This is a genomic window from Mycolicibacterium llatzerense (assembly GCF_000878195.1).
GTDB classification, from domain to species: Bacteria; Actinomycetota; Actinomycetes; order Mycobacteriales; family Mycobacteriaceae; genus Mycobacterium; species Mycobacterium llatzerense.
Genome location: NZ_JXST01000045.1, coordinates 25,764 through 51,458 on the forward strand (window position 1 = coordinate 25,764; position 25,695 = coordinate 51,458).

Sequence of the window (25,695 nt, forward strand, 5' to 3'; positions counted from 1 at the left end):
CACTGCGTGGCGAATTCATCAGGAGCAGAACGTGATTGACTTCGCAGGACAGTCGGCGATCGTCACCGGGGCCGGGCGCGGCCTGGGCCGTCTCTACGCGCTGGAACTGGCCCGCCGCGGCGCTGCAGTGGTGGTCAACGACCTGGGCGGCTCGATGCGCGGCGACGGCAGCGACCCCAGTGTGGCCGACGACGTGGTCGCCGAGATCACGGCCGCCGGCGGACGCGCGGTGGCGTCGCACGATTCGGTGGACACCCCGGCAGGCGGTGCGGCGATCGTCGCGACCGCCGTCGAGAGTTTCGGGCGCCTCGACGCGGTGATCAGCAACGCCGGGATTTTCAACAGCATTGCGTTCGAGGACCTCGCGGTCGACGACTGGCGCCGGATGCTGAGCGTGCACCTCGACGGCGGTTTCTATCTGAGCCAGCCCGCCTACCGGGTGATGAGAACCCAGGGCTATGGGCGATTCGTCTTCGTCTCCTCATCGGGTGGCATGTTCGGCCAGCCGATGGAGGCGCACTATGCGGCAGCCAAGGCGGGCCTGGTCGGACTCTCGAACGTCATCGCGATCGAAGGCGCCGCCCACGGCATCTTGTCCAACACGGTGCTGCCATTCGGCTTCTCCCGCATGGTCACCGAGACCGTCGGCGATCCGAAAGCCCTTGAAGAGACGGGCTTCCTGAAACTGATCGCACCGGAGCTAGTGGTGCCGCTCGCGGTGTTTCTCGCGAGCCGGACCTGCGAATTGACCCACCACAACTACTCGGCTTGTGCGGGGCGCTACGCACGGGTGTTCGTCGGACTCGGCGACGGCTGGCTGGCAGGCACCGATATGGCGCCGACCGTCGAGGACATCGTGGCCAATCTCGACAAGGTCAGCGCCACCGAGCCGTTCGCCGTTCCCGGGTCGATCTTCGAGGAGGTTTTCGGGGTTTGCGAGCGGCTGGGCGTCAAGGTCTTCTAGCCGATGGTTCGACGCTGACGAGAGCTGAACCCCAAACTTCTGTTCCACGCTAGATTGTGTGGAGCGCGGCAACCGATCGCGCGCATCTGGAGGGAGGGTTCTGCTGACCCACGCATATGACGACGGCACCCGTCGGACCGAAATCCTCCAGACCGCCGCGTCGCTGATCGCGTCCACCGGTCTGCGCACCTCGCTGCAGGAAATCTCCACTGCCGCAGGCATTCTGCCCGGCAGCCTGTACCACCATTTCGAATCCAAGGAAGCGATCCTGGTCGAGCTGATCCGGCGCTTCCACGCCGATCTCGATCGCATCGGAGCCACCGCCCAGGAGCGGCTCGACGGGCCCGACGCGGCACCGTTCCCGGACAAGATCGTCGCGCTCGGGTCCGCCATCGCCCGGTGCGCCGTCCAGCATGGCGCCGCGCTGCAGATGTCGTTCTACGAATCCCCCAGCGACAACCGGGAACTCGTCAAACTGCTCAGCGAGCCGCACACCGCCGTCCAGCAGGCCATGCTGAACACCCTGCGCGCCGGCAAGTGGGCCGGCTACCTCCGACCGGAGATCGCCGATCTGCCCACTCTCGCCGACCGCATCTGCCAATCGATGATGCACGTCGGCCTCGACGTGATCCGGAACAACGCGTCGCCCGACCAGGTCGCCACCGTCATGTGCCGGATCATGCTCGGCGGACTGGCCGGCCGACTGCCCACCGACGCAGAACTCGACCGCTCGCCCGCCCTCGCCGTCGCCGAAGCGGCCATCGAAACCTGGTCGGACGAGGTGGTTTCCGAAGGCAGTGACCGGGCCATCCATGTGCGCGCGGTGGCACGCGCCGAATTCGGCCGTCGCGGTTACGAAGTCACCACGATCCGCGACATCGCGTCGGCCGCCGGGATGGGAATCGGGACCGTGTACCGCCTCATCGGGTCGAAGGAAGAACTCCTGGCCTCGATCATGGCGTCTTTCGGAACGAAGGTTGGCGACGGGTTCGACCGCGTCCTCAATACCGAAGCCACACCGGTGCAGAAGTTGGACGCACTCAGTTGGGTCAATATCAACGCGCTGGACCGGTTCCCGGACGAGTGGAAGATTCAGCTGGCCTGGATGCGCCAGTCACCACCTGACACGCCGGCCATCGGCCTGGCGTTCACCACCCGCATGCGCCAGTTGAAGACCCTCGTGTCGGCAGGTCTGCGATCCGGGGACATCCGGATCGACAGCCCGAACCGCGAAATGCTGGCCCGCTGCGTCATGGACGTCCTGTGGATGCCCCAGAACATCGTCGCCGCCGAGGGCAAGCGCGCGGCGCTGATCACCGCGCGCGACACCATGGTGCGCGGCATCGCGGTGCGCGACGACGCCTGAGTCCGACATCTCCCCTCGGCCGGCGGCGCGGTGATGCTATTCTCCCAAATGGAGAATGCCACTATCGGTTAGGTGACGCATGCAGGGCGAGCGAAGCGACAGGTCCGTGGACGTCGAGTTCGACGGCGGATTGGCCGTGCTGACCATTGACCGGCCGCATGCGCGCAACGCCATCTCGCTGGACACGATGGACCAGCTGAACGCGGCACTGGACACGGTGGCCGACGCGCGGGTGCTGGTGGTCAAGGGCGCGGGCGATCGCGCCTTCGTCTCTGGCGGCGACCTCAAAGAACTGGCCGCCATCACCACTCACGATGGCGCCGCCGAGATGGCGTGGCGGATGCGTGAGATCTGCGACCGGCTGGTGAACTTCCCCGGACCGGTCATCGCGGCCCTCAATGGCCACGCCCTCGGCGGCGGCGCGGAGTTCGCCACCGCCGCCGACATCCGGCTGGCCGCCGACGACATCAAGATCGGCTTCAACCAGGTGACCCTGCAGATCATGCCGGCGTGGGGCGGTGCCGAGCGCCTGGCCGCCCTGGTGGGCACCGGCAGGGCGCTACTGCTGGCGGGCACCGGGGAGATCCTCAACGCGGGTGACGCCGAGCGAATCGGCTTGGTGGACAAGGTGTTCGAGCGGTCGCGCTTCGAGGACGGCTGGCGCCAAGTGGCGCAGGCCCTGACCGCCGCGCCGGTGCGCGACATCAAGCGCGTCGTTCGTGGGCTGCCACCGGCGGACGCCGTGGACGCGTTCGCCCGGCACTGGGTATCCGACGAGCACTGGACGGCCGTCGACAACCGCACCAAACCGGTGCAGAGTCTTGACGCAGGACGCTCGGCCTGAAGGGAGGCTTCGTGATTCGTCTGCTGCTTGCCGCGACGACAGCCGGTGCCGCCGCGCTCGGCTTCGCTGCCTCGGCCGCTGCTGCGCCGCCGCCAGCCCCCACCGGCTGCATCATCACGGGCTACATGCTCCCGATGGGCTGCGATCAGACCACCACTGCCGGGGGCGGCGTTCCCCGCTGGGGCAACTCCTGCAACGACCGCAACAAACTCGCGTGGGACGACACCGATGTCGGCACCGTCATCGGCACCATCCTGTGCGACGGCAACGTATGGATCCGGATGGGCCAACCCCCGCAGGGGGTACATCCTGCCGGGTCTCCGTGCGGCGTCGACGACGGCGTGCAGCCGTTCGAATTCTCGGCGACGCCGGACAACCACCTGGTGGTGTGCAACTGGATGCAGCCGCCGGAGACGCGGACCTGGGTGCCCTACGAGAAGAAGTGGTCGAGTTACTGAGCCGGTTCCGCCAGCCGCGCCCGTAGTTCGCGTTTGAGGACCTTGCCGTAGCTGTTCTTGGGCATCTCGTCGAGGTACACGTACCGCTTCGGCCGCTTGAAACGCGCGATGCGATCCAGCAGATGGGCGTCCAGGTCATCGGCCCGTGCGGCGCCGACGATGAACGCGACGACGATCTCGCCCCACTCCGGATCCGGCGTCCCCACCACGGCGGCTTCCGCGACGCCGGGGTGTTCCAGCAGCACTTCCTCGACCTCGCGCGGATAGATGTTGCTGCCACCACTGATCACGACGTCCTTCGACCGGTCGCGCAGCGTCAGGTATCCGCGACGGTCGAAGGACCCCATATCCCCCGTGTACAGCCAACCGCCTCGCAACGTGTCGGCGGTCGCGCCGGGATTGTTCCAGTAGCCAGTCATGACAACGTCACCGCGGCAGACGATTTCGCCGATCTCATCGATGGCGGCGCGGGTGCCGTCCTGCCGCAGCACAGCCACCTCGACACCGGACCGCGCGTAGCCGACCGACCCGAGGACTGCATCGTCACCGGATTCGTGGTCGGCGCGGCGCAGCCCGGTGATGGTCATCGGCGCCTCCCCCTGGCCGTACAACTGCGCGAACACGGGGCCGAACGCGGCCATCGCCTTCTTGAGGCCATCGAGGTACATCGGCCCGCCCCCGTAGATGAGGGCGCGCAGATTACGCGGCCGGGCTCGGCCGGTGTCGACCAGACGGGCCACCATCGTCGGGGCCAGGAACGCACTGCTGCCGGGGTGGTGGTCGCAGAGGTCAAGGAACTCGTCCGGGTCGAACGCGCCGGACTCCGGCACGACCTGACGCGCGCCCCGCAGCACGTACGGCGGAATGTAGAGCCCCGAACCATGCGACATCGGCGCCCCGTGCAGCAGGCTGCAGTTCTCGTCGGGGTCGTCCAGATCAGCCAAGTGGGCGAGCGTCATCGCCATCAGGTTGCGATGGGACAGCATCGCGCCTTTGGAGCGTCCGGTGGTGCCGCTGGTGTAGAACAGCCAGGCCGGCGCCGCCGGATCGGTGTCCGGCAGGGCCACAGCCGGATTGGCCAGCCGCTGCGAATACTGTTCGGTACCAATGACTTCGGCCGGCCGTCCGAGCCCGGCCGCGATGGTCGGCGACGCGAACACCAGCGACGCGCCGCTGTCGTCAAGGATCTGCGCCATCTCACGCGGGTGCAGTTTGTAGTTGATGGGGACCGCCACGCATTGCGCGGCCCAGATCGCGAACAACAGCTCGATGATCTCGGGGCGGTTCTCGCTGGCGATCGCCATCCGCGCCCCCGGTGGGCCGAGGCCGGCGGCCAGGCGTAATGCGCGCTCCCGCAACTCCTTCCAGGTGTGCAACGGAGTCTGTCCGCGGTACACCGCGCCCCGGTCGCCGAAGCGGGCGGCAGCGGAGTCCAGCACGGCGAACATGTTCACCGCGGGACCCACTCGGAGTCGAGTGCATGGTCCGACAGGTATTTGGTCGAGCTCCAGCCGCCGTCGACGACGATGGTCTGACCGTTGATGAAACTGCCCGCCTCTGAACACAAGAACGCCACGGTGCCGGCGATATCGTCGACCCGGCCGAGCCGCTGGTGCGGCGTCATCTCGACGTTGATCTTGCGGAACCGCTCGTCCTCCAGCCGGTGCGCGACCATCGGTGTCACCGTCACCCCCGGCGCCACAGCGTTGCACCGGATGCCCTGCGCGCCGTACTGGCATGCGATGTGCGTGGTCAATGCCGTCAGCCCGCCTTTGGCCGCCGAATACGCGCCGCCGCGCAACCCACCGACGACGGCGAACGTCGAAGTGACGTTGATGATCGCCGACCCCGGCGCCAGATGTGGGATGACCTCGCGAGCCAGCCGGAACGGTGCGCGCAACATCAGTCCCAGTGCGTAGTCCAGTGCCTCGTCGTCGGTTTCGTGCAGCGGCTTCGGGCTGCCGACACCGGCGTTGTTCACCAGGAAGTCGACGCGGCCCCAGCGGCTGAGTGCGGCCTCGACGATGCGGGACGGTGCGTCGTCGTCGGTGAGGTTCACGGCGAGGGTGGCGATGCGCTCGGGGTTGATCCGCTGCAGGTTCGCCAGGCGGCCCTCGTCCCGACCGGTGCCGAGCACGGCCATTTCGGCCGCGGCCAGCGTTGTCGCGCAGCCGAATCCGATTCCGCTGCTGGCACCTGTGACTATCGCTATCTGCATGTCAGCCTCGCTCTGATCTGGTGCTTGAGGACCTTGCCCGCGTCGTTCTTCGGCAGCGTGTCCCATGTCTCGACCTGCTCGGGAATCTTGAACCGGGCGATCCCCTGCGCTGTGAGGAAGCTGCGCAGGTCGGCGATCCCCGGCCGCGCCCCGGCGGCCGGCACGATGACCGCGCAGGCCCGCTCCCCCGTCCGCTCGTCGGGCAACGCGACGATGGCGATCTCCGCAATACCGGGGTGGCCGATCAAGATGTCCTCGACTTCTTTGGGGGCGATGTTCTCCCCATTGCGGACGATGATGTCTTTGGCTCGCCCGCTGACCACCAGGCAGTCGCCCTGCCACCGGCCGAGGTCCCCGGTGCGGAAATACCCTTCTGCATCGCGGAATTCGTCGTCGGCGTGCCGATAGCCGATGAGCATCTGGGGTCCCTGTACCCGGATTTCGCCGTCGACGAGCCTGATGTCGGCGATCCCGGCCCGGCCGTCGGTGTCCGCCGCGGCATCGGGATCGTCCAACGCGCCGACGGTGGCGACCGGAACCTCGGTGGCACCGTAGACCCGGCTGACCTTGGCCCGCTCGAAATATGTAGTGGCCCTGCGGATCAGGGCTGGCGGTACGGACGCGCCGCCGCAGATGAAGACCTTGAGATCAGGTAACCGGGTCCCGGCGCGCTCGGCGGCGTCCAGGATCTGCTCCAGAAACGGTGTCGCGCCGGCCATGTGGGTACACCGCTGCGCGGCCATGAGCGCGACCGCCTCGTCGGCGTTCCACCGCTCCATCAGCACCGCGGTGGTGCCCAGCAGGACCGGGCACTCGAATGCGTAGATGGAGCCACCGATGTGGGCGATCGGCGAGGGGACCAGAAACGTGTCGCCCGGCTCGATCAGCCAGTGGTCGCGGAGCTGACCGATCAGCGCACCGATCGAGTTGTGGCTGTGCAGCACACCTTTCGCCCGTCCACTGGTGCCCGAGGTGTAGAGCAGCAGTACGGGTTCGTCGGGGGCGACGGCCGGGAAATCCGATGGCACCATGGCGGTCGGTAGTGGGCCGTCTCGCACCACCACGATTTCCGGCGGCACGTCCATCGTGGCCGTCACGCGAGCGAGCATCGCGGCGTAGTCGTGGCCGCGAAACTCCCTGGGGATGAAGATCATCCGGCAGTCGGCGTCAGCGAGGATGAACGACAGTTCATGGTCGCGCAGCGACGGCAGGATGGGGTTCACCACCATGCCGGCGAGCACTGCCCCGAGGTAGACGACCGCGGCTTCAGACCAGTTCGGCAGCATGAACGACACGACGCTGCCGCGCGGTAGCCGTGCCGAAAGGTGCGCTGCCAGCCCACTGGCTTCGTCATACAGCGTGGCGCCACCGACGCGGTGCGCGCCATCCACGAGGACGGTGCGGTTGTCGTCCGCGAGTTCGCGGAGACCATCGACGATTGTGCGCATCACCGTGTCAGCTCTTGACCCGCCGCATCGTCATCGAATGCCGGTACCGTGCCGCCGGATGGGTGTTGACGGTGACCTGCGCAATGTCACCGTCCGACGTCCGGTAGGTGCGCCGCATCTGCAGGGCGGCGGTCCCGGCCTCCACCTTGAGTTCCGCGGCCAGATCGTGGGTGACGACCACAGCCGAAATCTCCTGGTGCACTTCGGCAATGCTCACGCCGAACAGGTCTTCGATCAACGGGAAGATCGGGCCCGAGTGCCGGTGCAGTAACCGGCCGACTGCCGCGAACTCCCGGTTGATGTAGTACTCGGTGCGGCAGATGGGGGCACCGTTGCCGCTGCGGAAGCCCTCGACCGCCAGCCACTGTGAACCGAGGGCCAGCCCGGACCGGGCCTCGAGGTCCGCGTCGATGGTGACCATGGAGGTGGAGGCGATCTCGAACTGTGCGCCCTCGGCGAAGGCCAGCAGGTCGTCGATCGACATCACGTCCTGCGCGTAGGTGTTCGCCGCGGACCTGGGCACCACCAGGGTGCCGGCACGGGGCTTCGACTCGACCAGGTTGTCGTCCCGAAGGCGTCGCAGTGCCTCTCGAACGGTATAGCGTGACACCGCGAATCGTTCGCACAGTTCGTGTTCGGTGGGCAATTGGGCACCGACGGGATACACCCCGTCGACGATTTCCTTCCGCAACGTGCGGGCCACCTGCAGATAGCGGTGTTCGGCGGTGGGCACGGTCATGGGCGGTCCTGACGCAGAGCCAGCACACTGCCGTCGCCGTCCGCTGACACGTAGACGGTGCCGTCGGGCGCGACGGCGATGCCGGCGAACGGGCCCTGCGGCCCGGAGAACGGCGGCAGTCCCTTGAGCGGTTTCGGCTCTACCCCGGGCGGTGCGCCGAGCGGCAAATCGGCGGCAATGGTGTTGCGGGCCTTGCTGTTCAGATCGAGCATGACGACTTCCTTGGCGCCGGCGTCGACGACGTAGAGCCGTCCCTCGGCAACGACGATGCCCTGCGGACACCCCAGGCCGTCTACCACGACTTCTACGGTCGAGCCCGTCAGTTTCACCACCCGGCCGGCGGCCGACTCCGCGACCAGCACGTTGCCGTCGGGCGCAATCGCCACGCCCACGGGGTCCAGCAGTCCTACGGCGAGTACCTCGACCCGACCGACCCGCACCGCCAGCACCCGACCGGTGCCGAACTCCGCGACGACCACGGCGTCACCGTCGACCGCCACGCCATACAGCTGATCGAATCCGTCTGCCAGCACCTCTGTTTCGGCACGGGCGGGCACATAGCGGCTGACCTGACCGCCTGAGGTGGTCACCACGAACTCCCCTGGGCCGCACGGCGCCAGGCCCCGCAGAAACCCGGGGTAGCCCGGCGAGAACAACATCCCGACGGTGATCAGCGCGCCGTCGGCGCCCACGACATAGAAGTAGGTGCCGTCAGCGACGTACAGGTTCCCATCTGCCCCTACCGCCAGGTCCAGTGGCCAGTTCAGTCCGCCCGGCAGCAGGGCGCGGGTCTGGCCGTCAGCGAGGATCTCGGTGATCTCGCCGGTGAAATTCGAAGCGAACAGCCGATTTCCGACGAAGGTGAGATTGTCGAGCCCGGGCGTCAGCTGCGCCAGTACCTGTTGTTCGCCGGTAAGAGGGTCGATACGGAGCACCTGTCCGGTCGCCACCTGAGTCGAGACGAGGAAACCGTCGGCGTCGAACTTGACGGCGTCGGGCACCCCGAGGTCCGCCGCGACCCGCTGCGGCTCACCACCATTCGGATCGACCCGCCAAATCTCATTGGCAGTCAGCAGCGGGAAGTACAGCATCCCGTCAGGGCCGACCTCCATCGCGTTCGGTGACGGCAAGTCCGCCAACAAGATCCGCGACACTGCCCCGTTTCGGTCAAGTTCCAGCAGCCGTCCACCGTCGCGGCATTCGTTGACGAACAACCGATCCTGGTACACCGTGATGCCGTTGGCGCTGGGGAGGTCGTCCCGAAGGACACGGGCCTGGCCGGCGGTGTCAAGGACGCTCACCCGGCCGTCCATCACCTCGGTGGCGTACAGATTCCCGGCCCCGTCGAACGCGACGTCGTCGGGCGCGATGATGTCGCCGCCCTTGGCGGCCACTGCCTCCAGCTCTCCGGTGACCGGATCGAGTGCGCTGATCTGGCTGCCGGTCACCTGTGCCACATAGATGCGTCCATCGGGACCGGTGCGCAATCCGTTTGCGCCGAACAGCCGACTCGGCGCGGTCACCCGCTCAAGGCACCAGCCCTGCGCAACGCTCGGTTCGGTCGCGATGTACCGGCTCATGACGGGCGACGGTATCAAGCAACAGTAGTCCAGACAATAGGGCGATTCGTTCCCGCCAAACCTCTTGACGAGCCGATTCTCCCTGCGGAATAGTGTTCTCCAATATGCAGAACAAGCTATGTTGTCCGGACAATTAGCATGTCGGCCACGGAACTCCTGAGGTTGGACGGCCGCGTCGTTGTCGTCTCCGGTGCCGGCGGCGGTGGTATCGGCACCGCCGTGACGCGCATGGCCGCGGAAGCGGGAGCCACCGTCGTCGCCGTCAGCCGCTCGCAGGCGAACCTCGACGAGCACGTCGCACCGTTGGCCGCGGCCGGCCTTCCCGTCATCCCCCTCGCCGCCGACGCCTCGACCGACGACGGCATCGCCGCGGTCATCGACCAGGTGCGCCGCACCGATGGCGCGCTACACGGGCTGGTGAACGTTGCGGGCGGCGCCGACCCGCACACCTGGATGCCGTCGACCCGGGTCACCCGCGCAGATTGGCGGGCGCTGTTCACCCGGAACCTGGAGACGGCGTTCTTCATGAGTCAGGCGGTGGCAGGCGAGTTGCGGACAGCAGGGCGTCCGGGGTCGATCGTCTCGATCTCCTCGGTGAGCGGCATGAACACCGCGCCGTTCCACATCGCGTACGGCACGGCCAAGGCGGCCATCGTCGCGATGACCCGAACCATGGCCGTCGAGCTCGCCGCCGACGACATCCGCGTCAACGCTGTCGCGCCCGGAGTCACCCAGACGACCGCTTCGGCGACATACGTCGACGACGACCCGGACCGCGACCGTCGGGCCATCGCCATGGGCCGCCGCGGACGCCCCATCGAGCAGGCCGGCGCAATCCTTTTCCTGCTGTCGGACCTGTCGAGCTACATAACGGGACAGACGCTGCTGGTCGACGGCGGCCTCAACCTCAAGTGGAGTCACCTCGGCGCGGACCACACCTCGCTGTTCCTCAAGGACGAGTCGTTCCGCACGACGATCAAGGAGATGTGATGGAGGAACTGTCACAGCCGATGACGATCGGCGTCGACGCCTATGTCAGTCCCGAATACGCCCGTGCCGAGCGGGATCGGTTGTGGCGCAAGGTGTGGCAGCAGGTCGGGCGCGTCGAGGAACTGCCGGAGATCGGCAGCTATCTGACCTACGACATCCTCGACGACTCGATCATCGTGGTGCGCACCGGACCGGAAGAGTTTGCCGCCCACCACAACGTGTGCATGCATCGCGGCCGCCGGTTGATCGATATCCCCGACGGCGCCAAGAACGCGTGCGGCCGCAACCACAAGAGCTTCGTGTGCGGATTTCACGGCTGGACCTACGGGCTCGACGGCGCCTGCACGCATATCCGCGAACAGGACGACTGGCAGGGAGTGCTGACCCCGCAGAACACGCACCTGACGCCCGTGCGGGTCGAGCGTTGGGGCGGCTGGCTGTTCGTCAACATGGACAACGACTGTGAGCCGTTGGCGGACTATCTCTTTCCGGCCGCCAAGATTCTCGACCCGTTCCGCCTCGACAACATGCGCTACAAGTGGCGCAAGTGGCTGAACTTCGACTGCAACTGGAAAGTCGCGATGGAGGCCTTCAACGAGACCTACCACGTGTTCACCACCCACCCGGAGTTCAACAGATTCGGCGAGTTCAAGGGCTGGGCCAAGGCGCAGGGCCGGCACAGCAACATCGGCTACGACGCGCCGAAAGGCATGGACGAAACGAAGTCCAAGATCCGGCTCGGGATCGGCGATCCCCGGGTATCAACCGCCGAAATGCAGGTCTACACAATGGAAGAGACCAACGCGACCACCACGCAGACGCTGGTGAACGCCGCCAAGCGCCTGGTCGACGAGTTACCGGAGGACACCCCCGCCGACAAGGTGCTGGAGCACTGGCTGTCCTCGGCGCGTCGCGATGACGAGGCGCGCGGGGTCATCTGGCCGACCATTCCCGCCGATGTCCTGGGCCAGAGTGGCACGGCATGGCAACTCTTCCCGAACTTCCAGATCGGACAAGGGCTGACCAGCGCGCTGTGCTACACCGCCCGGCCGGACCCGAGTTACGACCCGAACAAATGCATCTTCGAAGTCGCGGTATTCGAGCTGTACCCGAAAGGGCAAGAGCCGCAGACAGAGTGGGAGTACACCCCGAAAGACAGCCCGAACTGGCTGTCGGTGCTCCCCCAGGACTTCTCGAACATGGCCGCGGTGCAACAGGGCATGAAATCGGCCGGATTCCCCGGCACCAAACCCAATCCCTACCGCGAACGCAGCACCGTGAACCTGCATCACCAACTGTCGAAGTACATGGGCACCGGCGAACCACAGGAGTTGCGATGAATGACACGTGTGGACCCACCCAGACGCCCGACGACGTCGATATCGACGCGATGCGGGAGAAGTACGCGTACGAGCGGGCGAAGCGGTTGCGCCCGGAAGGATCTGCCCAATACCTCGAAGCCGCCAGAGATTACGCCGATTTCTCCGAAATTGATCCGCATACCCCAGTGACACCGAGGGCGGCGATCGACACTGACCTCGAAGTCGTGATCCTGGGTGGCGGGATCGCCGGACTGCTGGCGGGCGCCTACTTGACGAAGGCCGGCGTCGAGGATGTGCACGTCATCGAGGCGGGCGGCGACTTCGGCGGAGTCTGGTATTGGAACCGCTTCCCCGGAATCCAGTGCGACAACGACGCCTACTGCTACATTCCGCTGCTCGAAGAGCTGAACTTCATGCCGTCGAAGAAGTTCGCCGACGGCGCCGAGATCCTCGAGCACTGCCAGCACATCGGAAAACACTTCGGGCTCTACGACGGCGCTCTCTTCTCGACGCAGGTGCGCACTGTGCGCTGGGACGAGGACATCAAGCGGTGGCGGCTGACCACCAATCGCGGCGACGATATCCGCGCGCGTTTCGTGGTGATGACACAAGGCTCGTACAACCGGCCGAAGCTGCCCGGCATCCCCGGCATCAACGACTTTCAGGGACACGTCTTTCATTCCGCGCGTTGGGATTACGACTACACCGGCGGTGACGCGAGCGGCGGACTCGACAAGCTCGCCGACAAGCGGGTCGCCCTGGTGGGCACTGGCGCGACGGGGGTTCAGCTGGTACCGCACCTCGGCCGCGATGCCCAGCACCTGTACGTCTTTCAGCGGACGCCATCGTCGGTGGACTTCCGCGGCAACGAACCCACCGACCCGGCGTGGGCCGAGTCGCTGCGGCCCGGTTGGCAGGCCGAACGCAAGCGGAACTTCCACCGCTGGTCGCCCTTCGAGGGCGTGGTTTTCGATGCGCCAGACCAGGTCTGCGATTTCTGGACCGAACTCGGCCGCAATCTGACGGCCCGCATCGCGGCAAGTCCTGACCCGTCCGCGCTGGGCGTCGAACAGATCATGGCGATGCGGGAGGAGGAGGACTACAAGATCATGGAGCGGCTGCGCCGTCGCATCGCCGACCTGGTCGACGACCCCGACACCGCGGAGGCGCTCAAGCCGTACTACCGATTCATGTGCAAGCGCCCGACATCCAGCGACGAGTACCTGTCCAGCTTCAACCGGCCCAACGTCACACTGGTCGACGTCTCGGAATCACAGGGCGTGGAACGACTGACCCGGACCGGGATCATCGCCAATGGCGTTGAGTACGAAGTGGATTGCGTCATCTTCGCCAGCGGGTTCGAGATCTCCACGGAGATCAGCCGCCGCTACGCGATGGATGCGGTCGAGGGCCGCGACGGCGTTTCGCTGTTCGACCACTGGCGCGACAACTACCAGACACTGCACGGGATGACGAGCCGCGGCTTCCCCAACCAGTTCCACACCGGCTTCATCCAGGGCGGCGTATCCGCCAACACCACCGCGATGTTCGAGCAGCAGGCCGAGCACATCGCCTACATCATCGTCGAGGCCATCAAGCGCGGCGCCGCCACCGTCGAGCCCAGCCAGGCGGGCCAGGACGCGTGGGTGGCCACCATCCGGGAACTCGCCTTCGACAACTCGGCGTTCGACAACACCTGCACGCCCGGCTATTACAACAACGAAGGCAGTGGCTTCGGCAATGCCACCCGATCCTTCCTCGGTGAGGTGTACACGCCGGGCTTCTACGCCTTCGACGACCTGCTGAAGGCGTGGCGCGACGCCGGCGACCTCGATGGCCTGGCGCTGGGAAACTAGATGTCCGACTTGAGATTCGATGGTCGCGTCGCGATCGTCACCGGTGCCGGCCGAGGGCTGGGGCGCTCGTACGCCCTGCTGCTCGCGTCGCGTGGCGCCAGTGTGGTGGTCAACGACTCCGGCGGGACCCTGTCCGGCGACGGGGTCAACGCGGGCCCGGCCCACGATGTCGTACAAGAGATCACCGCAGCCGGCGGCCGCGCCGTCGCGAGCACCGACTCGGTCGCTACACCCGCCGGCGGACAGGCGATCATCGACGCTGCGCTGGCACGCTACGGGCGTGTCGACGTCCTGGTCCACAACGCCGGCAACGTCCGGCGGGCGCCGCTGCGGGAGATGACGTCCGACGATTTCGATGCGGTCCTCGACGTCCACCTGCGCGGCGCGTTTCACGTTGTGCGCGCGGCATTTCCGGTGATGTGCGACGCGGGATACGGCCGCATCGTGCTGACCTCCTCGATCGGCGGGCTGTACGGCAACCACCAGGTGGCGAACTACGCGGCCGCCAAGGCCGGCGTCATCGGCCTGTCGAACGTCGTTGCCCTGGAAGGCTCTTCGGCGGGTGTCGCCTGCAACGTCGTCGTCCCCGCGGCCGTCACCCGGATGGCCGAAGGTATCGACACGTCGTCCTATCCCCCGATGTCACCCGAACTGGTGGCCCCCGTGGTCGGCTGGCTGGCCCACGAATCCTGTTCGGTCACCGGCGAAATCTTCGTCGCGCTGGCCGGCCGGGTGGCGCGGGTCGTCGTCGCCGAAACACCCGGGGTATACCGACCGTCGTGGTCCATCGAGGACGTGGCCGCGCAATCGGCCGCGATCCGCGACGCCGACGAACCGGTGACCTTCCCCGTCGTCCCCGACGGACACGGCGACCACATCCGCTACAGCTTCGCGATGGCCGCTCATGGCTAGCGGGCCATTGCACGGGGTGCGCGTCATCGACCTCACCGCGATGGTGATGGGGCCCTACTGCACGCAGATCATGGCCGACATGGGTGCCGACGTCATCAAAATCGAACCGCCGCAAGGTGATGACACGCGCTTCATCTCAGTGGGTCCGGCGCCAGGCATGAGCGGGGTGTTCGTCAACGTCAACCGCGGCAAGCGCAGCGTGGTGCTGGACCTGCGCAGCGACGCCGGCAAGTCGGCGCTGCGGGCACTGTGCGAGACGGCCGATGTCTTCATCCATTCGATGCGCGCCAAGGCAATCGCCCGGCTGGGCTTCGGCTATGACGACGTGGCCACGCTCAATCCGCGCATCGTCTACACGAACTGCTACGGGTACGGGCGCCGCGGACCGGACCGCGACCGGCCCGCCTACGACGACACCATTCAGGCCGAATGCGGGCTGCCCGCCGTCCAGGCACAACTCACCGGGCAAGCCGACTATGTCGGCACCATCATGGCGGACAAGATCGCCGGACTCACCGCGCTCTACGCCACCACCATGGCGCTGTTCCACCGCGAACGCACCGGGGAGGGGCAGGAGGTCGAGGTCGCGATGTTCGAGACCATGGCCTCCTTCATGCTCGTCGAGCACGCCAACGGCGCCATGTTCAACCCGCCCCTGGGCCCCGCCATCTACCCGCGCACCGTGGCGCCCAACCGCCGTCCCTATCGCACCAGCGACGGCGAGATCGCCGCACTGATCTACAACGACCGGCACTGGACGGCATTCATCGATGCCGTGCAGCCGCCGTGGGCCGGCGACCAATACGCCACGCTGGAACAACGCGCCCGCAGCATCGACACGGTGTACGGCCTGGTGGCCGGGACCATGAAGGAACGCACCACTGCCGAATGGCTCGCGCTGTTCCGCACCTTGGAAATCCCGGCCGCGCCGCTGAACACCCCCGACGCCTTGTTCGACGACCCCCATCTCAATGCCGTGGGCCTGTTCGAAACGGTCGACACCCCACACGGCCCGGTGCGCTTTCCCGGTGTGCCTACCTGGTTTTCCCGCACACCCGGCCGGGTCGCCGGCCCGGCACCGATGTTGGGCGCAGATACCGATGAGGTGTTGAGCGAACTGTGAGCATGGACTTCGAGATGGGCGCGGACGCCGCGGCGTTGCGTCGCCAGTTGCGGGACCTGGTGAAAGAGCATGTGCCGGAGGACTTCCTGGGCGCCTTCACCGACGATCCGGCCGATCTCGCTGTGGCGCAGCAGTTCTGCCGCGTCCTCGCCGAGCAGGAACTGCTGTGCCTGGCCTGGCCGGAAGAATTCGGTGGTCGCGGCGCATCGGTGTGGGAACAGACCGTGGTGCGCGAGGAGATGTGGGCACACCACGAGCCGCGCGGCGCCCAGTACATGGGCGTCAACTGGGTCGGCCCCATCATCATGCGCCACGGCACCCAACAGCAACGGCAGCAGCACCTTCCACTGATCGCCTGCGGCGAGGTGATCTGGTGCCAAGGCTTCTCCGAACCGGAGGCGGGCTCTGACCTCGCGTCGCTACGCACCACTGCACGTCCGGACGGCGACGGCTGGCGGATCACCGGGCAGAAGATCTGGACGTCGTACGCCACCATGGCGCAGTGGTGTTTCCTGCTGGCCCGGACCTCGCGCCAGGAGAAGAAACAACAGGGACTCACGATTTTCCTTGTCCCGATGGATGATCCGGCGATCCAGGTCCGGCCCATCCGCACCATGCTCGGCCCCCACCACCTCAACGAGGTGTTCATCGACGAGTTGCGCGTCACTCCTGCCGACGTGCTCGGCACGGTCGATCAGGGCTGGTCGATCGTGCAGGACGTGATGTCCTTCGAACGGGTCGGCATCGCCCGCTACGCGCGTTGCGAGCAGCTGCTGGCCGCGGCACCGACGGCACTGGGCGACCGGTGGCAGACGCTGCCGGATGAGTTGCGCAGCAGGTGGGTACGCATGATGACGCACTGCCGGCGGGCCCGCCTGATGGCCTACCGGGTGGTGGCACTGCAGGCCGCCGGGCACGTGCGGCCGGGCGACGCGGCGGCATACCGCATCGCCGTCACCCGGCTGGATCAGGACAGCGCCGAGGTGCTGACCGATCTGGCCGCCGAGGTGACCGACGACAGCACATACGCCCGGTGGTTCAAAGCCGAGGTGGCAGACCACTGGCGCTACTCGCAGGCGTCGACGGTGTCCTCCGGCAGCATCGAGATGCAGCGCATCCTGCTGTCTCGAGTCATGTTGGCGGCGCGATGATCCTCGATCTCGATGAGCAGGCCAAAGAGTTTGGCCGACAGGCGCTTCGGGCGTTCGAAGCCGCCGGTGGCGACGCCCTGGTGCAGCAGGCCGAGGCGAAGCCGCGCATGCGGGCAGAACTCGTCGACGGGGTGTTGCGCGAGCTGGGCGTCTGGGACCTGAATGCCCGCTCCGATGCCGACGAACTGGAGGCCGCGGCGGCGCTGTGCCGCAGCGCCGGGCATTGGGCGGTCCCCTATCCCGTCGCCGAAATTCTTGCCCGGCCCGCCGATCTCGAGGTCGACGGCCTGACCGTGGTCGCCGACGTCAACCCGTCCGCGCCGGTGGCCGGACTCGAAGGGCGGTGGGCGGCCGTCACCGTCTTCGGGGCCCGTAGCGAGGTGGTCGGACACGGTCCGGCCGGGCCGGCTTTCGTGACCCCGCTCGAACTGTCCGCCATCGACGATCGTGGTGCCTCCGATGTGGCGCTGGCTCTGGTCCTGCCGTGCTGGACCCTGCTGGGCATGCTCGATCGCGCGCTGGAACTCACGGTCGCGCACGTCACGCTGCGCAAGCAGTTTGGCGCGCCCCTGTCGTCATTCCAGGGCGTGCAGTTCCAGCTGACCGACGCCGAGGTGGAGCGCAGCGGGCTGGACATCTTGGCCAAACATGCGTTGTGGAGTGTCGGCACCGGCCAACCGGATGCCGTCAACGATGCGTTGGCACTTCGGATGTCGGCCATCGAGGCGGCCGATGTCGTCTTCCGGGTCTGCCACCAGTTGCACGGGGCGGTCGGCTTCTGCGACGAGACCACCCTCTCGTGGCTCTCGCGCTACAGCCAGCCGCTGCGCCGCCTGCCGCTGGGGTTGTCGGCGACGAAAGCGGAACTCACGCGGAGAATGTCGTGACCCCCGGCTTCCGCGAACACGTGCGCGCCTGGTGCGCAGAGCATGTCCCCCGCGACTGGCGCCGCACCCAAACCGGCGTCCCGGAAACGGAATTCGTGCGGTTCCAGCAGGCGTGGTTCGCCGAATTGCACGCCGCCGGGTTTGCCGTCCCGCACTGGCCCCGCGAGTGGGGCGGCGGCATGAGCGTGGCTGATCAGATCGTGCTCTACCAGGAGCTGGCCGCGCACGACGCGCCCCGGCTGGTCCTCGCGTTCGTCGGCATCCATCACGCCGCGGCCACCCTGTTGGCGGCGGGCACCGAAGAGCAACGGCAGCAGCATCTTCCGGCGATCCTCGACGGCGAAATCTGGGTGCAGGGCTTCTCCGAACCGGAAGCCGGCTCGGACCTGGCGAGCCTGCGGACCTCGGCCCGCCGGACCGGCGACTCGTACATCGTCAACGGCCAGAAGCTGTGGGCCAGCGGGGGTGCGCACGCCGACTGGTGCCTACTGCTGGCCCGTACCGATCCTGATGCCCCCAAACGCAAGGGTATTTCGTACTTCCTGCTCGACATGACCAGCCCTGGCGTCGAGGTGCGACCGATCCGCAACGCGATGGGCGACTCGCACTTCTGCGAGATCTTCCTGACCGACGTGGTCATTCCGGCGGCGAACCTGGTGGGCGCGGAAAACGCCGGCTGGCAGGTGGCGCAGGAGACCCTGGGCGCGGAGCGTGGCCTGACCATGTTGGAACTGTCGGAGCGACTGGCTCACACAGGCTTTCGCCGACTGGTGCAGACCTGTCCCACCGATGATCCGGTGGTCGCCGACCGGCTCGCCCAGTTGGAGATCGAGCTCACCGGGCTGCGCGGCCTGTGCCGCCGCTTGGTGGAGAACGCTGATAAGGAAGGATCGGGCTCGAACAATCCCGCCGACGCGTCGATCGTGAAACTGTTCTACAGCGAAGTGCTGCAACGCCTCACCGATTTGGGTGTCGAGGCCGGCGGTCTGGACGTCCACACCCAGCTGACGAAGCCCATGTCCAGCGGCTGGGAGTCCGGTTCGTGGCTGCTCGATTTCATCGGGTCGTGGGAGTGGACCATTCCCGGCGGAGCCAGCGAGATTCAGCGGACCATCATCGGCGAACGCGGCCTCGGTCTGCCGCGCGAAGTGGGTGCGCCGTGACCGCTTTCGGCGAATTCCATGAGGAGCTGCGGTCGGTGGCCGGCGACCTGCTGGCCAAGGGCAGGGAGGCCGACTGGCCGTCCCTGGTCGAGGCGGGCTGGGTCGGGCTGGAGGTGCCCGAGGAGTTCGGTGGGGCCGGTGCGACGTTCGCCGAGGTGGCCGTCATCTGTGAGGAGATGGGCCGGGCCGCCAGTGCCACCAGCTATCTGGGCAGTGCGGTACTGGCGGTCGGCGTGCTGAACATGCTGGCGCCCAGCGCTGTTCGTCATGAGCTGGTAACGGGAGTGGCGACCGGCAGTATCCGGCTGGCCGTGACGATGGACGGGCAGGACTTCGTACCCGACGCCGAGGGCGCCGACCGCATCCTGCTCGTCACCGCTGACGGAGTTTCCGTCGTCGACTCGCGTGTCATCCCCCAGCCCGTGCTCGACGAGACCCGGAGACTGGCCACGGTGATAGCCGACGGCTCGACCGAAACCCTTTGCTATGCAGACGCTTCCATCGATCGGCTCGGACTTCTGCGTAACCGGGCCGCGGTGGCGCTGGCCGCCGACAGCCTCGGCATCGCCGAGGCGATGCTCGCCGCGACAGTGTCCTACGCCAAGGTACGACAGCAGTTCGGCCGGCCGATCGGGTCGTTCCAGGCCGTCAAACACGCGTGCGCCGACATGCTGGTCCAGGTCCAGGTGGCCCGCCAACTTGTCGGCGCGGCAGTCGAATCCGTGGTGCAGGACCGCGATGACACCGCCGCGTCGATGGCCAAGGCGTACGCCTGCGGCATGGCCGTGGACGTCGCGGGCAAGGCCATGCAGTTGCACGGCGGCATCGGATACACGTGGGAAAGCGGCGTCCACGTCTACCTCAAACGCGCCGCCCTCAACCGTTCATTGTTCGGCTCCCCTGCGGCACATCGCAGGCGACTGGCCAAACGCTACCGATAAAGGAGTTTCACATGGGTGTACCGGTCTACAAGCGCATTCTCGACCTGTTCGAGGCCGAAGGCGTCAACACGTTGTTCGGCATCCCGGACCCGAACTTCGTGCATATGTTCACCGAGGCCGAGGCCCGCGGCTGGTCTGTCGTGGCGCCGCACCACGAACTGAGCGCAGGCTTCATGGCCGAGGCCGCCTCGCGGATGACCGGGAAGCCGGGTCTGTGCATCGGAACGCTCGGACCGGGCGTCGCGAACATCGCCGGCGCGATGATGTGTGCCCTGGTGGAGAACTCGCCGGTCATCTTCCTCGGCGGGCAGCGTGCCCGCATCACCGAGCGCCGCGTGCGCCGTGGCCGGATCCAATTCGTCCAGCAGGAAGGACTTTTCGCGCCGTCGGTGAAGTACAGCAGCTCCATCGAGTACGCGGATCAGACCGACGAGATCATCCACGAGGCCATCCGCCGGGCGATGTCGGGCACCCCGGGCCCGGCCTACGTCGAGTTCCCATCGCACGTGATCCTCGACGAGCTCGATGTGGCAGAGGCACCGAGCCCCGCGACCTACCGGCTGGTCAACCAGGGCGCGGGCTCGCGTGAGGTCGCCGAAGCCGCGCAGCTGATCCGGGAAGCCAAGAGCCCGATCCTGCTGGTCGGTCACGGTGTGCACACGTCACGCACCCAGCAGGAGGTCAAAGAGCTGGCCGAGCTGATGAACTGCCCCGTCATCCAGACCTCCGGTGGTACGTCCTTCATCCCCGGTCTGCAGGACCGGACGTTCCCGTACCTGTTCTCGCCGGCGGCGAACCAGGCCGTCGAGGAATCCGACCTGTGCGTCGCGCTGGGCACCGAACTCGGTGAACCCATGCACTACGGGCGGACCCAGCACTGGGCGGCGGCCAACGCGGACCGCAAGTGGGTATACGTCGAACAGGACCCGACCGCCATCGGCGTCAATCGTTCGTTCGACGTGGCGCTGGTCGGCGACCTGCGCGGAGTCGTGCCGCAGCTCGTCGAGGCACTGCGTGACACCCCGCGCGCTCCGTCGGCCAACCTCGACACCCTGATCGCGTCCGACGCCGCCGAACTGGCGGGGCTCGCCGAGAATGCGCCGTCCGGGCGAGCGCCGATCCATCCGGCGCGTTATGTCGTCGAGGCCACCAAGGCGTTCAACGAACTCGAGGACGGCATCTTGGTGCGCGACGGCGGCGCGACCGTCATCTTCCAGTGGACCTACTCCCAGTCCAAGCCGCGCGACGTGATCTGGAATCAGAACTTCGGCCACTTGGGCACCGGGTTGCCCTACGCCGTCGGCGCCTCGATCGCTGACGGCCGTAAGCGCCCGGTCATGCTGCTGACCAGTGACTCGGCGTTCCTGTTCCACATCGCGGAACTGGAAACCGCTGCGCGAGAGGGCGTCCCACTGGTATGTGTGGTGGGTGTCGACCACCAGTGGGGCCTGGAGGTCGGCGTCTACAAGCGGACCTTCGAGCAACCGTCGCCGCAGCCCGGCGTGCACTGGAGCAAGGACGTCCGGATGGACAAGATCGCCGAGGGCTTCGGCTGCCACGGCGAGTACGTTGAGAAGGACGACGAGATCGGTCCGGCCATCGCGCGTGCCTACGCCAGCGGCAAGGTCGCAGTGGTGCATGTGTGCATCGACCCGAAGGCAAACTCCGAGGAGATGCCCAAGTACGACCGATTCCGCACCTGGTACGCAGAGGGCACACAGTGAAAACGTCTAGGGCACCACACTAAAGGAGATGCAATGCGCGAGTATCTGCAGTTCTACATCGACGGTCAGTGGGTCGACCCCGCCGAGCTCCGCCCGCTCGATGTCGACAACCCCAGCACCGAAGAGGTCGCAGGGCGCATCGCCCTGGGCTCGTCGGCCGACGTCGACAAGGCGGTCGCGGCCGCGCGGCGCGCGTTCGGGTCGTGGTCGCAGACCAGCCGCGAAGAACGCCTCGATGTGCTGCGGGCGATCAGCGCTGAATATCTCAGGCGCCAAGGCGATCTCGCCGATGCCGTGAGCGAGGAGATCGGTGCCCCGCCGGCACTGGCTGCGGGCGCGCAGGTGCAACTGGGCATCGGTCACCTGATGACGGCCATCGAGGTACTGAAGAATTTCGAGTTCTCCCGCCAGCTCGGCAACACGCTGGTCTCCAGTGAGCCGATCGGCGTCTGTGGACTGATCACGCCGTGGAACTGGCCGCTCAACCAGATTGCCGTCAAGGTGTTCCCGGCGTTGGCCACCGGCTGCACGGTGGTCCTCAAGCCGTCCGAGGTCGCGCCGTTCTCGGCACAGATCTTCACCGAGGTCATCGAGGCCGCCGGCGTCCCCGCCGGGGTGTACAACCTGGTCTTCGGCGACGGGGCCGGTGTGGGAGCGGCTATTTCGAGCCATCCCGGTATCGACATGGTGTCGTTCACCGGCTCGACGCGCGCCGGTATCGAGGTCGCCAAAGCTGCGGCGTCGAGCGTCAAGCGGGTCAGCCAGGAACTCGGCGGCAAGAGCCCCAACATCGTGCTCGACGACGAGGCCTTCGCGACCAGCGTGGCCGCCGGGGTCTCGGCGATGATGCCGAACTCGGGCCAGAGCTGTAACGCGCCGTCCCGGATGCTGGTGCCGAACTCCCGGATGGCAGAGGCCGTTTCGATCGCCGCAGAGACCATCGGGGGCGTTCGGGTGGCGGACACCGACAACCCGAAGGCCATCGGACCGGTCGCCTCGCGCGCCCAGTTCGAGCGCATCCAGGGCCTCATCGCCAAGGGTGTCGCCGACGGCGCCAACCTGGTGGCCGGCGGCGAGGGACGTCCGGACGGACTGGACCGCGGATTCTATGTCCGGCCAACGGTATTCGCGGACGTCACCAACGACATGACCATCGCCCGCGAGGAGATCTTCGGCCCGGTGTTGTGCATGCTGGGATACGACGATATCGACGACGCGGTCGAGATCGCCAACGACACCGAATACGGTCTCGCCGGCTATGTGTCGGGCGCCGACATCGAAGCCGCACGCGCGGTGGCCGGCAGGATCCGGGCCGGCTGGATATCGATCAACCACGCCTTCGACATGAACGCGCCGTTCGGCGGCTACAAACACAGCGGCAACGGCCGCGAATGGGGCGAAGCCGGTTTCCACGAATACCTGGAAACCAAGAGCGTGCTCGGCCACGGCTGATACTCGGACTCGGTTGACCGCGGGCGGCAGAGCACATCTGCGCCGTCCGCGGTCTCGCGTTTCAGGACGTCAACATGTCCTGCCAGGTCTTCGGCCCGCCACCGGCGGCCAGATCGGCCTGGCGGTACAACTGACCGTCAGGAGCCATGTACTCACCCGTGCGCGGGTCGTACTGCGCGTACCCGAGCCCGCCGGTGAACGCGCTCGGCGCGACACCGGGCTCGGCTGCCGGCGGGACCTCCGGCCTGGGCTCGACGGGGTCGCCGCCCGGGATCGGCGGGACGCTGCCCGCGTTGCCCGAAGCACCCGGTGTGGTGATCGGATTCTGCGGCGGCAGCACCGGGTTGTTCGGCGGCGGCCCTGCCGGCGGGACGCCGGCGGCGGGCCCTTCGCCGACCGGGGCGTACAGGCCCTGGTCTGGGAACCAACGCGAATCCGCCGGCACACCTTGTCTTTCCAAGCTGGGGTCCCGCGGGTACGGGCCGACGACCGGCATCCGCGACGCCAGTGGCTCGTATTCCTTGTCGCTGTTACAGATCTCCGCGGTCGGCGCGAACTTGCCCGGTTTCGTCATGCACGGAGTGTTGCGGATACCGCGAACACCGACCGGCGCATCCTGCGGCAGTTTGCAGTAGACGTCGTCGGGCAGGTCCACCGTCGTGGTGTCATACGCAGGCCGCCAGGAAGAGGGCGGAAGAAAGCCCAACGTACAGGGCGGCGGATCTTCCGCACCGATCCGGAAACTGCCGATACCGAGGCCACCCGCGTTCCGAGTCGTGCCGTACGAGATCACCGTCGACACCACCGGCGGCAGCAACACCAACGCCTGCTCCAGGCCGGGACGATAGGTCACACCGAGCTGCCCCAGGGTCGTCAGGTTGGCGAGCAGTACCGGCACAGTGATTTTCAGTTTGTCGAAGAGCTTCGTCGCATCGTCGGCCACCCCGGGGCCGTGGTCCAGCAGGCTGCGGAGCTGCGGGTCATTGGTGACCAGCTGAGAGGTGACGCCCGTCAGGCCCCGCGACCAGACCCGTAGTGAATCCGTGCTCTGCGCTTGCGAGTCGAGCAGCGGAGAACTGTTCTCGATGAGGTCCCGTACCTTGTCCCGCTGGTCATTGAGCCCACCGACGAGTTTCCCCGACGAATCGGCCAACGACTGCAGGTCGTAGTCGGCGCCGTTGAACGCCTTGTACGTCTCATCGAGGAGCTGATGCAGCTTGTCTTTCGGCAGGGAGGCGACCAGCTCGCTGGCACGGTCCATCATCGGGCCGATCGGTGGCGGGACCGCATCGGCACCGCCCCGAACCACGGAACCGTCATGCAGATACGGCCCGGAATCGGTGCGCGGCAACAGATCGACGTACTGCTCCCCCACGGCCGACACACTGCGCACCACTGCCGACAGGTCTGCCGGGATGTCGGTCGAGGAGTCCAGCGACATCTTCGCGCGCACACCGGTTTTCGTGAGCGCGACGTCGGTGACCCGGCCCACCTGCACACCGCGGTAGGTGACGTTGCCGAAGCGGTACAGCCCACCGGTGTCGGGTAGGTCGAGAGTGACGTTGTACCGCCCGATCCCCATGAGTGTCTGCAGCTGCATGTAGCTGAAGCCCATCACGAAGATGCCGACGACGGCCGCGATGGAGAAGATCACCAACTGGATTCGGACGAGACGGGACAGCATCAGTGACCCCCTTGATCCGGGGTTGGCGCGGGTCCTGGCAGCGGCGGCGGAGCGACTTCCGCCGGCCGTGGCGCAATCACCGCCGGCGGCGGCGCTACCCCGATGCCGAGCGGATCCTTTGTCTGTTCGGCGTATCCGGGATCACCGATCGCGGCCTGAATCCCTTGGGTCGGGTCACCGAAACGGGTACCCATCCACAGTTCTCGCCGGATGCGCGGCAGCGTCAGATCGAGGGTCGCCGACAGATTCAGATAATCGCCCTTGATGTAGCGGTCGATAGCGGCCTGTCCGTAGGGGAACACCGTCGCCATCGCAAGCGACTTGTCGATGACGATTCCGACGTCGGCCAGTGACCGCGTGATCGGCTCCATGTGGCGCAGGTTCTCGACGAGGTCGGCCTGGGTGTCGTTGATCAAGGACGTCGCGGTGTCACTGAAGGTCCGCAACTTCGTCAGTGCCGCAGTGATATTCGGCCGCTGCGCGACCATGACTTCCAGCGCCTGGGGCATGATCCGGAGCGCCTCGGTGATGGCGTCGCGCTGGCCGGCGAAGGTACCGGCCAGTCCGTTGAGACCCCGGATCGTGGCGACGATGTCGTCCCGTTGATCGTCGATGGTGCCGACGAAGCGGTCCAACCGGCCGATCAGGTCGCGGATCGATTCCTGGCGGCCGTCGAACGCGGTGTTGAAACTGTGGATGATGCCGCCGATCTGGCCGACGCCACCACCGTCGACCACCGTCGCCAGCGCGGCCAGCGTGCGCTCCGTCGACGGATAGGTCGACGATTGGTTCAGCGGGATCGTCGTACCGGGGGCCAGCCGGCCGGCCGGCGCCGCCCCGGCGATCGGGTCGAGTGCGACGGGCGTCGAACCG

Annotated in this window: 22 protein-coding genes; 15 read left to right on the top strand and 7 right to left on the bottom strand. The window is 67.0% G+C overall.

What is annotated here, in order from left to right; translation table 11 throughout:
* The first annotated feature begins 31 nt into the window (after window positions 1-31).
* From TL10_RS24645 to TL10_RS24660, 4 genes are all read left to right on the top strand, one after another.
* The gene (locus TL10_RS24645; RefSeq protein WP_043987771.1) at window positions 32-964 is read left to right on the top strand and encodes an SDR family NAD(P)-dependent oxidoreductase; all 933 of its coding nucleotides are present in this window, start codon (window positions 32-34) and stop codon (window positions 962-964) included.
* Between the two features lie 58 nt (window positions 965-1,022).
* The gene (locus tag TL10_RS24650) at window positions 1,023-2,330 is read left to right on the top strand and encodes a TetR/AcrR family transcriptional regulator (RefSeq protein WP_423136076.1); all 1,308 of its coding nucleotides are present in this window, start codon (window positions 1,023-1,025) and stop codon (window positions 2,328-2,330) included.
* A gap of 79 nt (window positions 2,331-2,409) precedes the next feature.
* Entirely contained in the window at window positions 2,410-3,174 is a 765-nt protein-coding gene (locus TL10_RS24655; RefSeq protein ID WP_043987746.1) for an enoyl-CoA hydratase/isomerase family protein, read from the top strand.
* An 11-nt stretch (window positions 3,175-3,185) separates the two neighbouring features.
* Complete coding sequence (locus tag TL10_RS24660; RefSeq protein ID WP_043987747.1) at window positions 3,186-3,632, top strand: hypothetical protein; 447 nt, start codon at window positions 3,186-3,188, stop codon at window positions 3,630-3,632.
* Here the strand turns inward: TL10_RS24660 and TL10_RS24665 are convergent.
* Genes TL10_RS24665 through TL10_RS24685 form a run of 5 tightly spaced genes read right to left on the bottom strand, consistent with a single transcriptional unit; the run spans window position 3,626 to window position 9,617 of the window.
* Window positions 3,626-5,086 carry an AMP-binding protein gene (locus TL10_RS24665; RefSeq protein WP_043987773.1) on the bottom strand — a complete coding sequence of 487 codons (1,461 nt, stop codon included), beginning with the start codon at window positions 5,084-5,086 and terminating at the stop codon, window positions 3,626-3,628. The genes TL10_RS24660 and TL10_RS24665 overlap by 7 nt on opposite strands.
* Window positions 5,083-5,850 carry an SDR family NAD(P)-dependent oxidoreductase gene (locus TL10_RS24670; protein ID WP_043987748.1) on the bottom strand — a complete coding sequence of 256 codons (768 nt, stop codon included), beginning with the start codon at window positions 5,848-5,850 and terminating at the stop codon, window positions 5,083-5,085. The genes TL10_RS24665 and TL10_RS24670 overlap by 4 nt, the downstream gene beginning before the upstream one ends.
* Window positions 5,841-7,298 (bottom strand): AMP-binding protein, encoded by a 1,458-nt coding sequence (locus TL10_RS24675; protein WP_043987749.1) that lies wholly within the window; start codon window positions 7,296-7,298, stop codon window positions 5,841-5,843. Before TL10_RS24675 ends, TL10_RS24670 begins: the two co-directional genes overlap by 10 nt.
* 7 nt (window positions 7,299-7,305) lie before the next feature.
* Window positions 7,306-8,037, bottom strand: a complete 732-nt coding sequence (locus tag TL10_RS24680; RefSeq protein WP_043987750.1) for a GntR family transcriptional regulator — start codon at window positions 8,035-8,037, stop codon at window positions 7,306-7,308.
* A complete protein-coding gene (locus TL10_RS24685) occupies window positions 8,034-9,617 on the bottom strand; it encodes an SMP-30/gluconolactonase/LRE family protein (protein ID WP_043987751.1) in 1,584 nt (527 codons plus the stop codon). Before TL10_RS24685 ends, TL10_RS24680 begins: the two co-directional genes overlap by 4 nt.
* A 138-nt stretch (window positions 9,618-9,755) precedes the next feature.
* On the opposite strand from TL10_RS24685, the gene TL10_RS24690 reads away from it, so the two are divergent.
* The 11 genes from TL10_RS24690 to TL10_RS24740 are packed head-to-tail and all read left to right on the top strand — an operon-like array spanning window position 9,756 to window position 23,138.
* Complete coding sequence (locus tag TL10_RS24690; protein WP_043987752.1) at window positions 9,756-10,607, top strand: SDR family NAD(P)-dependent oxidoreductase; 852 nt, start codon at window positions 9,756-9,758, stop codon at window positions 10,605-10,607.
* Window positions 10,607-11,947, top strand: a complete 1,341-nt coding sequence (locus tag TL10_RS24695; protein ID WP_110789211.1) for an aromatic ring-hydroxylating oxygenase subunit alpha — start codon at window positions 10,607-10,609, stop codon at window positions 11,945-11,947. Before TL10_RS24690 ends, TL10_RS24695 begins: the two co-directional genes overlap by 1 nt.
* Window positions 11,944-13,785, top strand: a complete 1,842-nt coding sequence (locus tag TL10_RS24700) for a flavin-containing monooxygenase (protein ID WP_043987754.1) — start codon at window positions 11,944-11,946, stop codon at window positions 13,783-13,785. The genes TL10_RS24695 and TL10_RS24700 overlap by 4 nt, the downstream gene beginning before the upstream one ends.
* A complete protein-coding gene (locus TL10_RS24705) occupies window positions 13,786-14,697 on the top strand; it encodes an SDR family NAD(P)-dependent oxidoreductase (protein ID WP_043987755.1) in 912 nt (303 codons plus the stop codon).
* Window positions 14,690-15,820, top strand: a complete 1,131-nt coding sequence (locus TL10_RS24710; protein WP_043987756.1) for a CaiB/BaiF CoA transferase family protein — start codon at window positions 14,690-14,692, stop codon at window positions 15,818-15,820. The genes TL10_RS24705 and TL10_RS24710 overlap by 8 nt, the downstream gene beginning before the upstream one ends.
* A gap of 2 nt (window positions 15,821-15,822) precedes the next feature.
* Entirely contained in the window at window positions 15,823-16,971 is a 1,149-nt protein-coding gene (locus TL10_RS24715; RefSeq protein WP_043987758.1) for an acyl-CoA dehydrogenase family protein, read from the top strand.
* On the top strand, window positions 16,968-17,858 hold the full coding sequence (locus tag TL10_RS24720) for an acyl-CoA dehydrogenase family protein (RefSeq protein ID WP_043987759.1): 891 nt from the start codon (window positions 16,968-16,970) through the stop codon (window positions 17,856-17,858). Before TL10_RS24715 ends, TL10_RS24720 begins: the two co-directional genes overlap by 4 nt.
* Complete coding sequence (locus TL10_RS24725; protein WP_043987760.1) at window positions 17,855-19,021, top strand: acyl-CoA dehydrogenase family protein; 1,167 nt, start codon at window positions 17,855-17,857, stop codon at window positions 19,019-19,021. The genes TL10_RS24720 and TL10_RS24725 overlap by 4 nt, the downstream gene beginning before the upstream one ends.
* Window positions 19,018-19,962, top strand: a complete 945-nt coding sequence (locus tag TL10_RS24730; protein ID WP_043987761.1) for an acyl-CoA dehydrogenase family protein — start codon at window positions 19,018-19,020, stop codon at window positions 19,960-19,962. The genes TL10_RS24725 and TL10_RS24730 overlap by 4 nt, the downstream gene beginning before the upstream one ends.
* Before the next feature lie 11 nt (window positions 19,963-19,973).
* A complete protein-coding gene (locus TL10_RS24735; RefSeq protein WP_043987762.1) occupies window positions 19,974-21,686 on the top strand; it encodes a thiamine pyrophosphate-binding protein in 1,713 nt (570 codons plus the stop codon).
* Window positions 21,687-21,719: 33 nt separating this feature from the next.
* Window positions 21,720-23,138, top strand: coding sequence for an aldehyde dehydrogenase family protein (locus TL10_RS24740; RefSeq protein WP_043987763.1), 1,419 nt, complete (start codon window positions 21,720-21,722; stop codon window positions 23,136-23,138).
* A gap of 61 nt (window positions 23,139-23,199) precedes the next feature.
* Here the strand turns inward: TL10_RS24740 and TL10_RS24745 are convergent, their stop codons facing one another.
* Both TL10_RS24745 and TL10_RS24750 read right to left on the bottom strand, forming a co-directional pair.
* On the bottom strand, window positions 23,200-24,822 hold the full coding sequence (locus TL10_RS24745; RefSeq protein WP_043987764.1) for an MCE family protein: 1,623 nt from the start codon (window positions 24,820-24,822) through the stop codon (window positions 23,200-23,202).
* Window positions 24,822-25,695 (bottom strand): MCE family protein (locus TL10_RS24750; protein WP_043987765.1); only part of this gene is annotated, 874 nt, incomplete at its 5' end. The genes TL10_RS24750 and TL10_RS24745, both read right to left, overlap by 1 nt.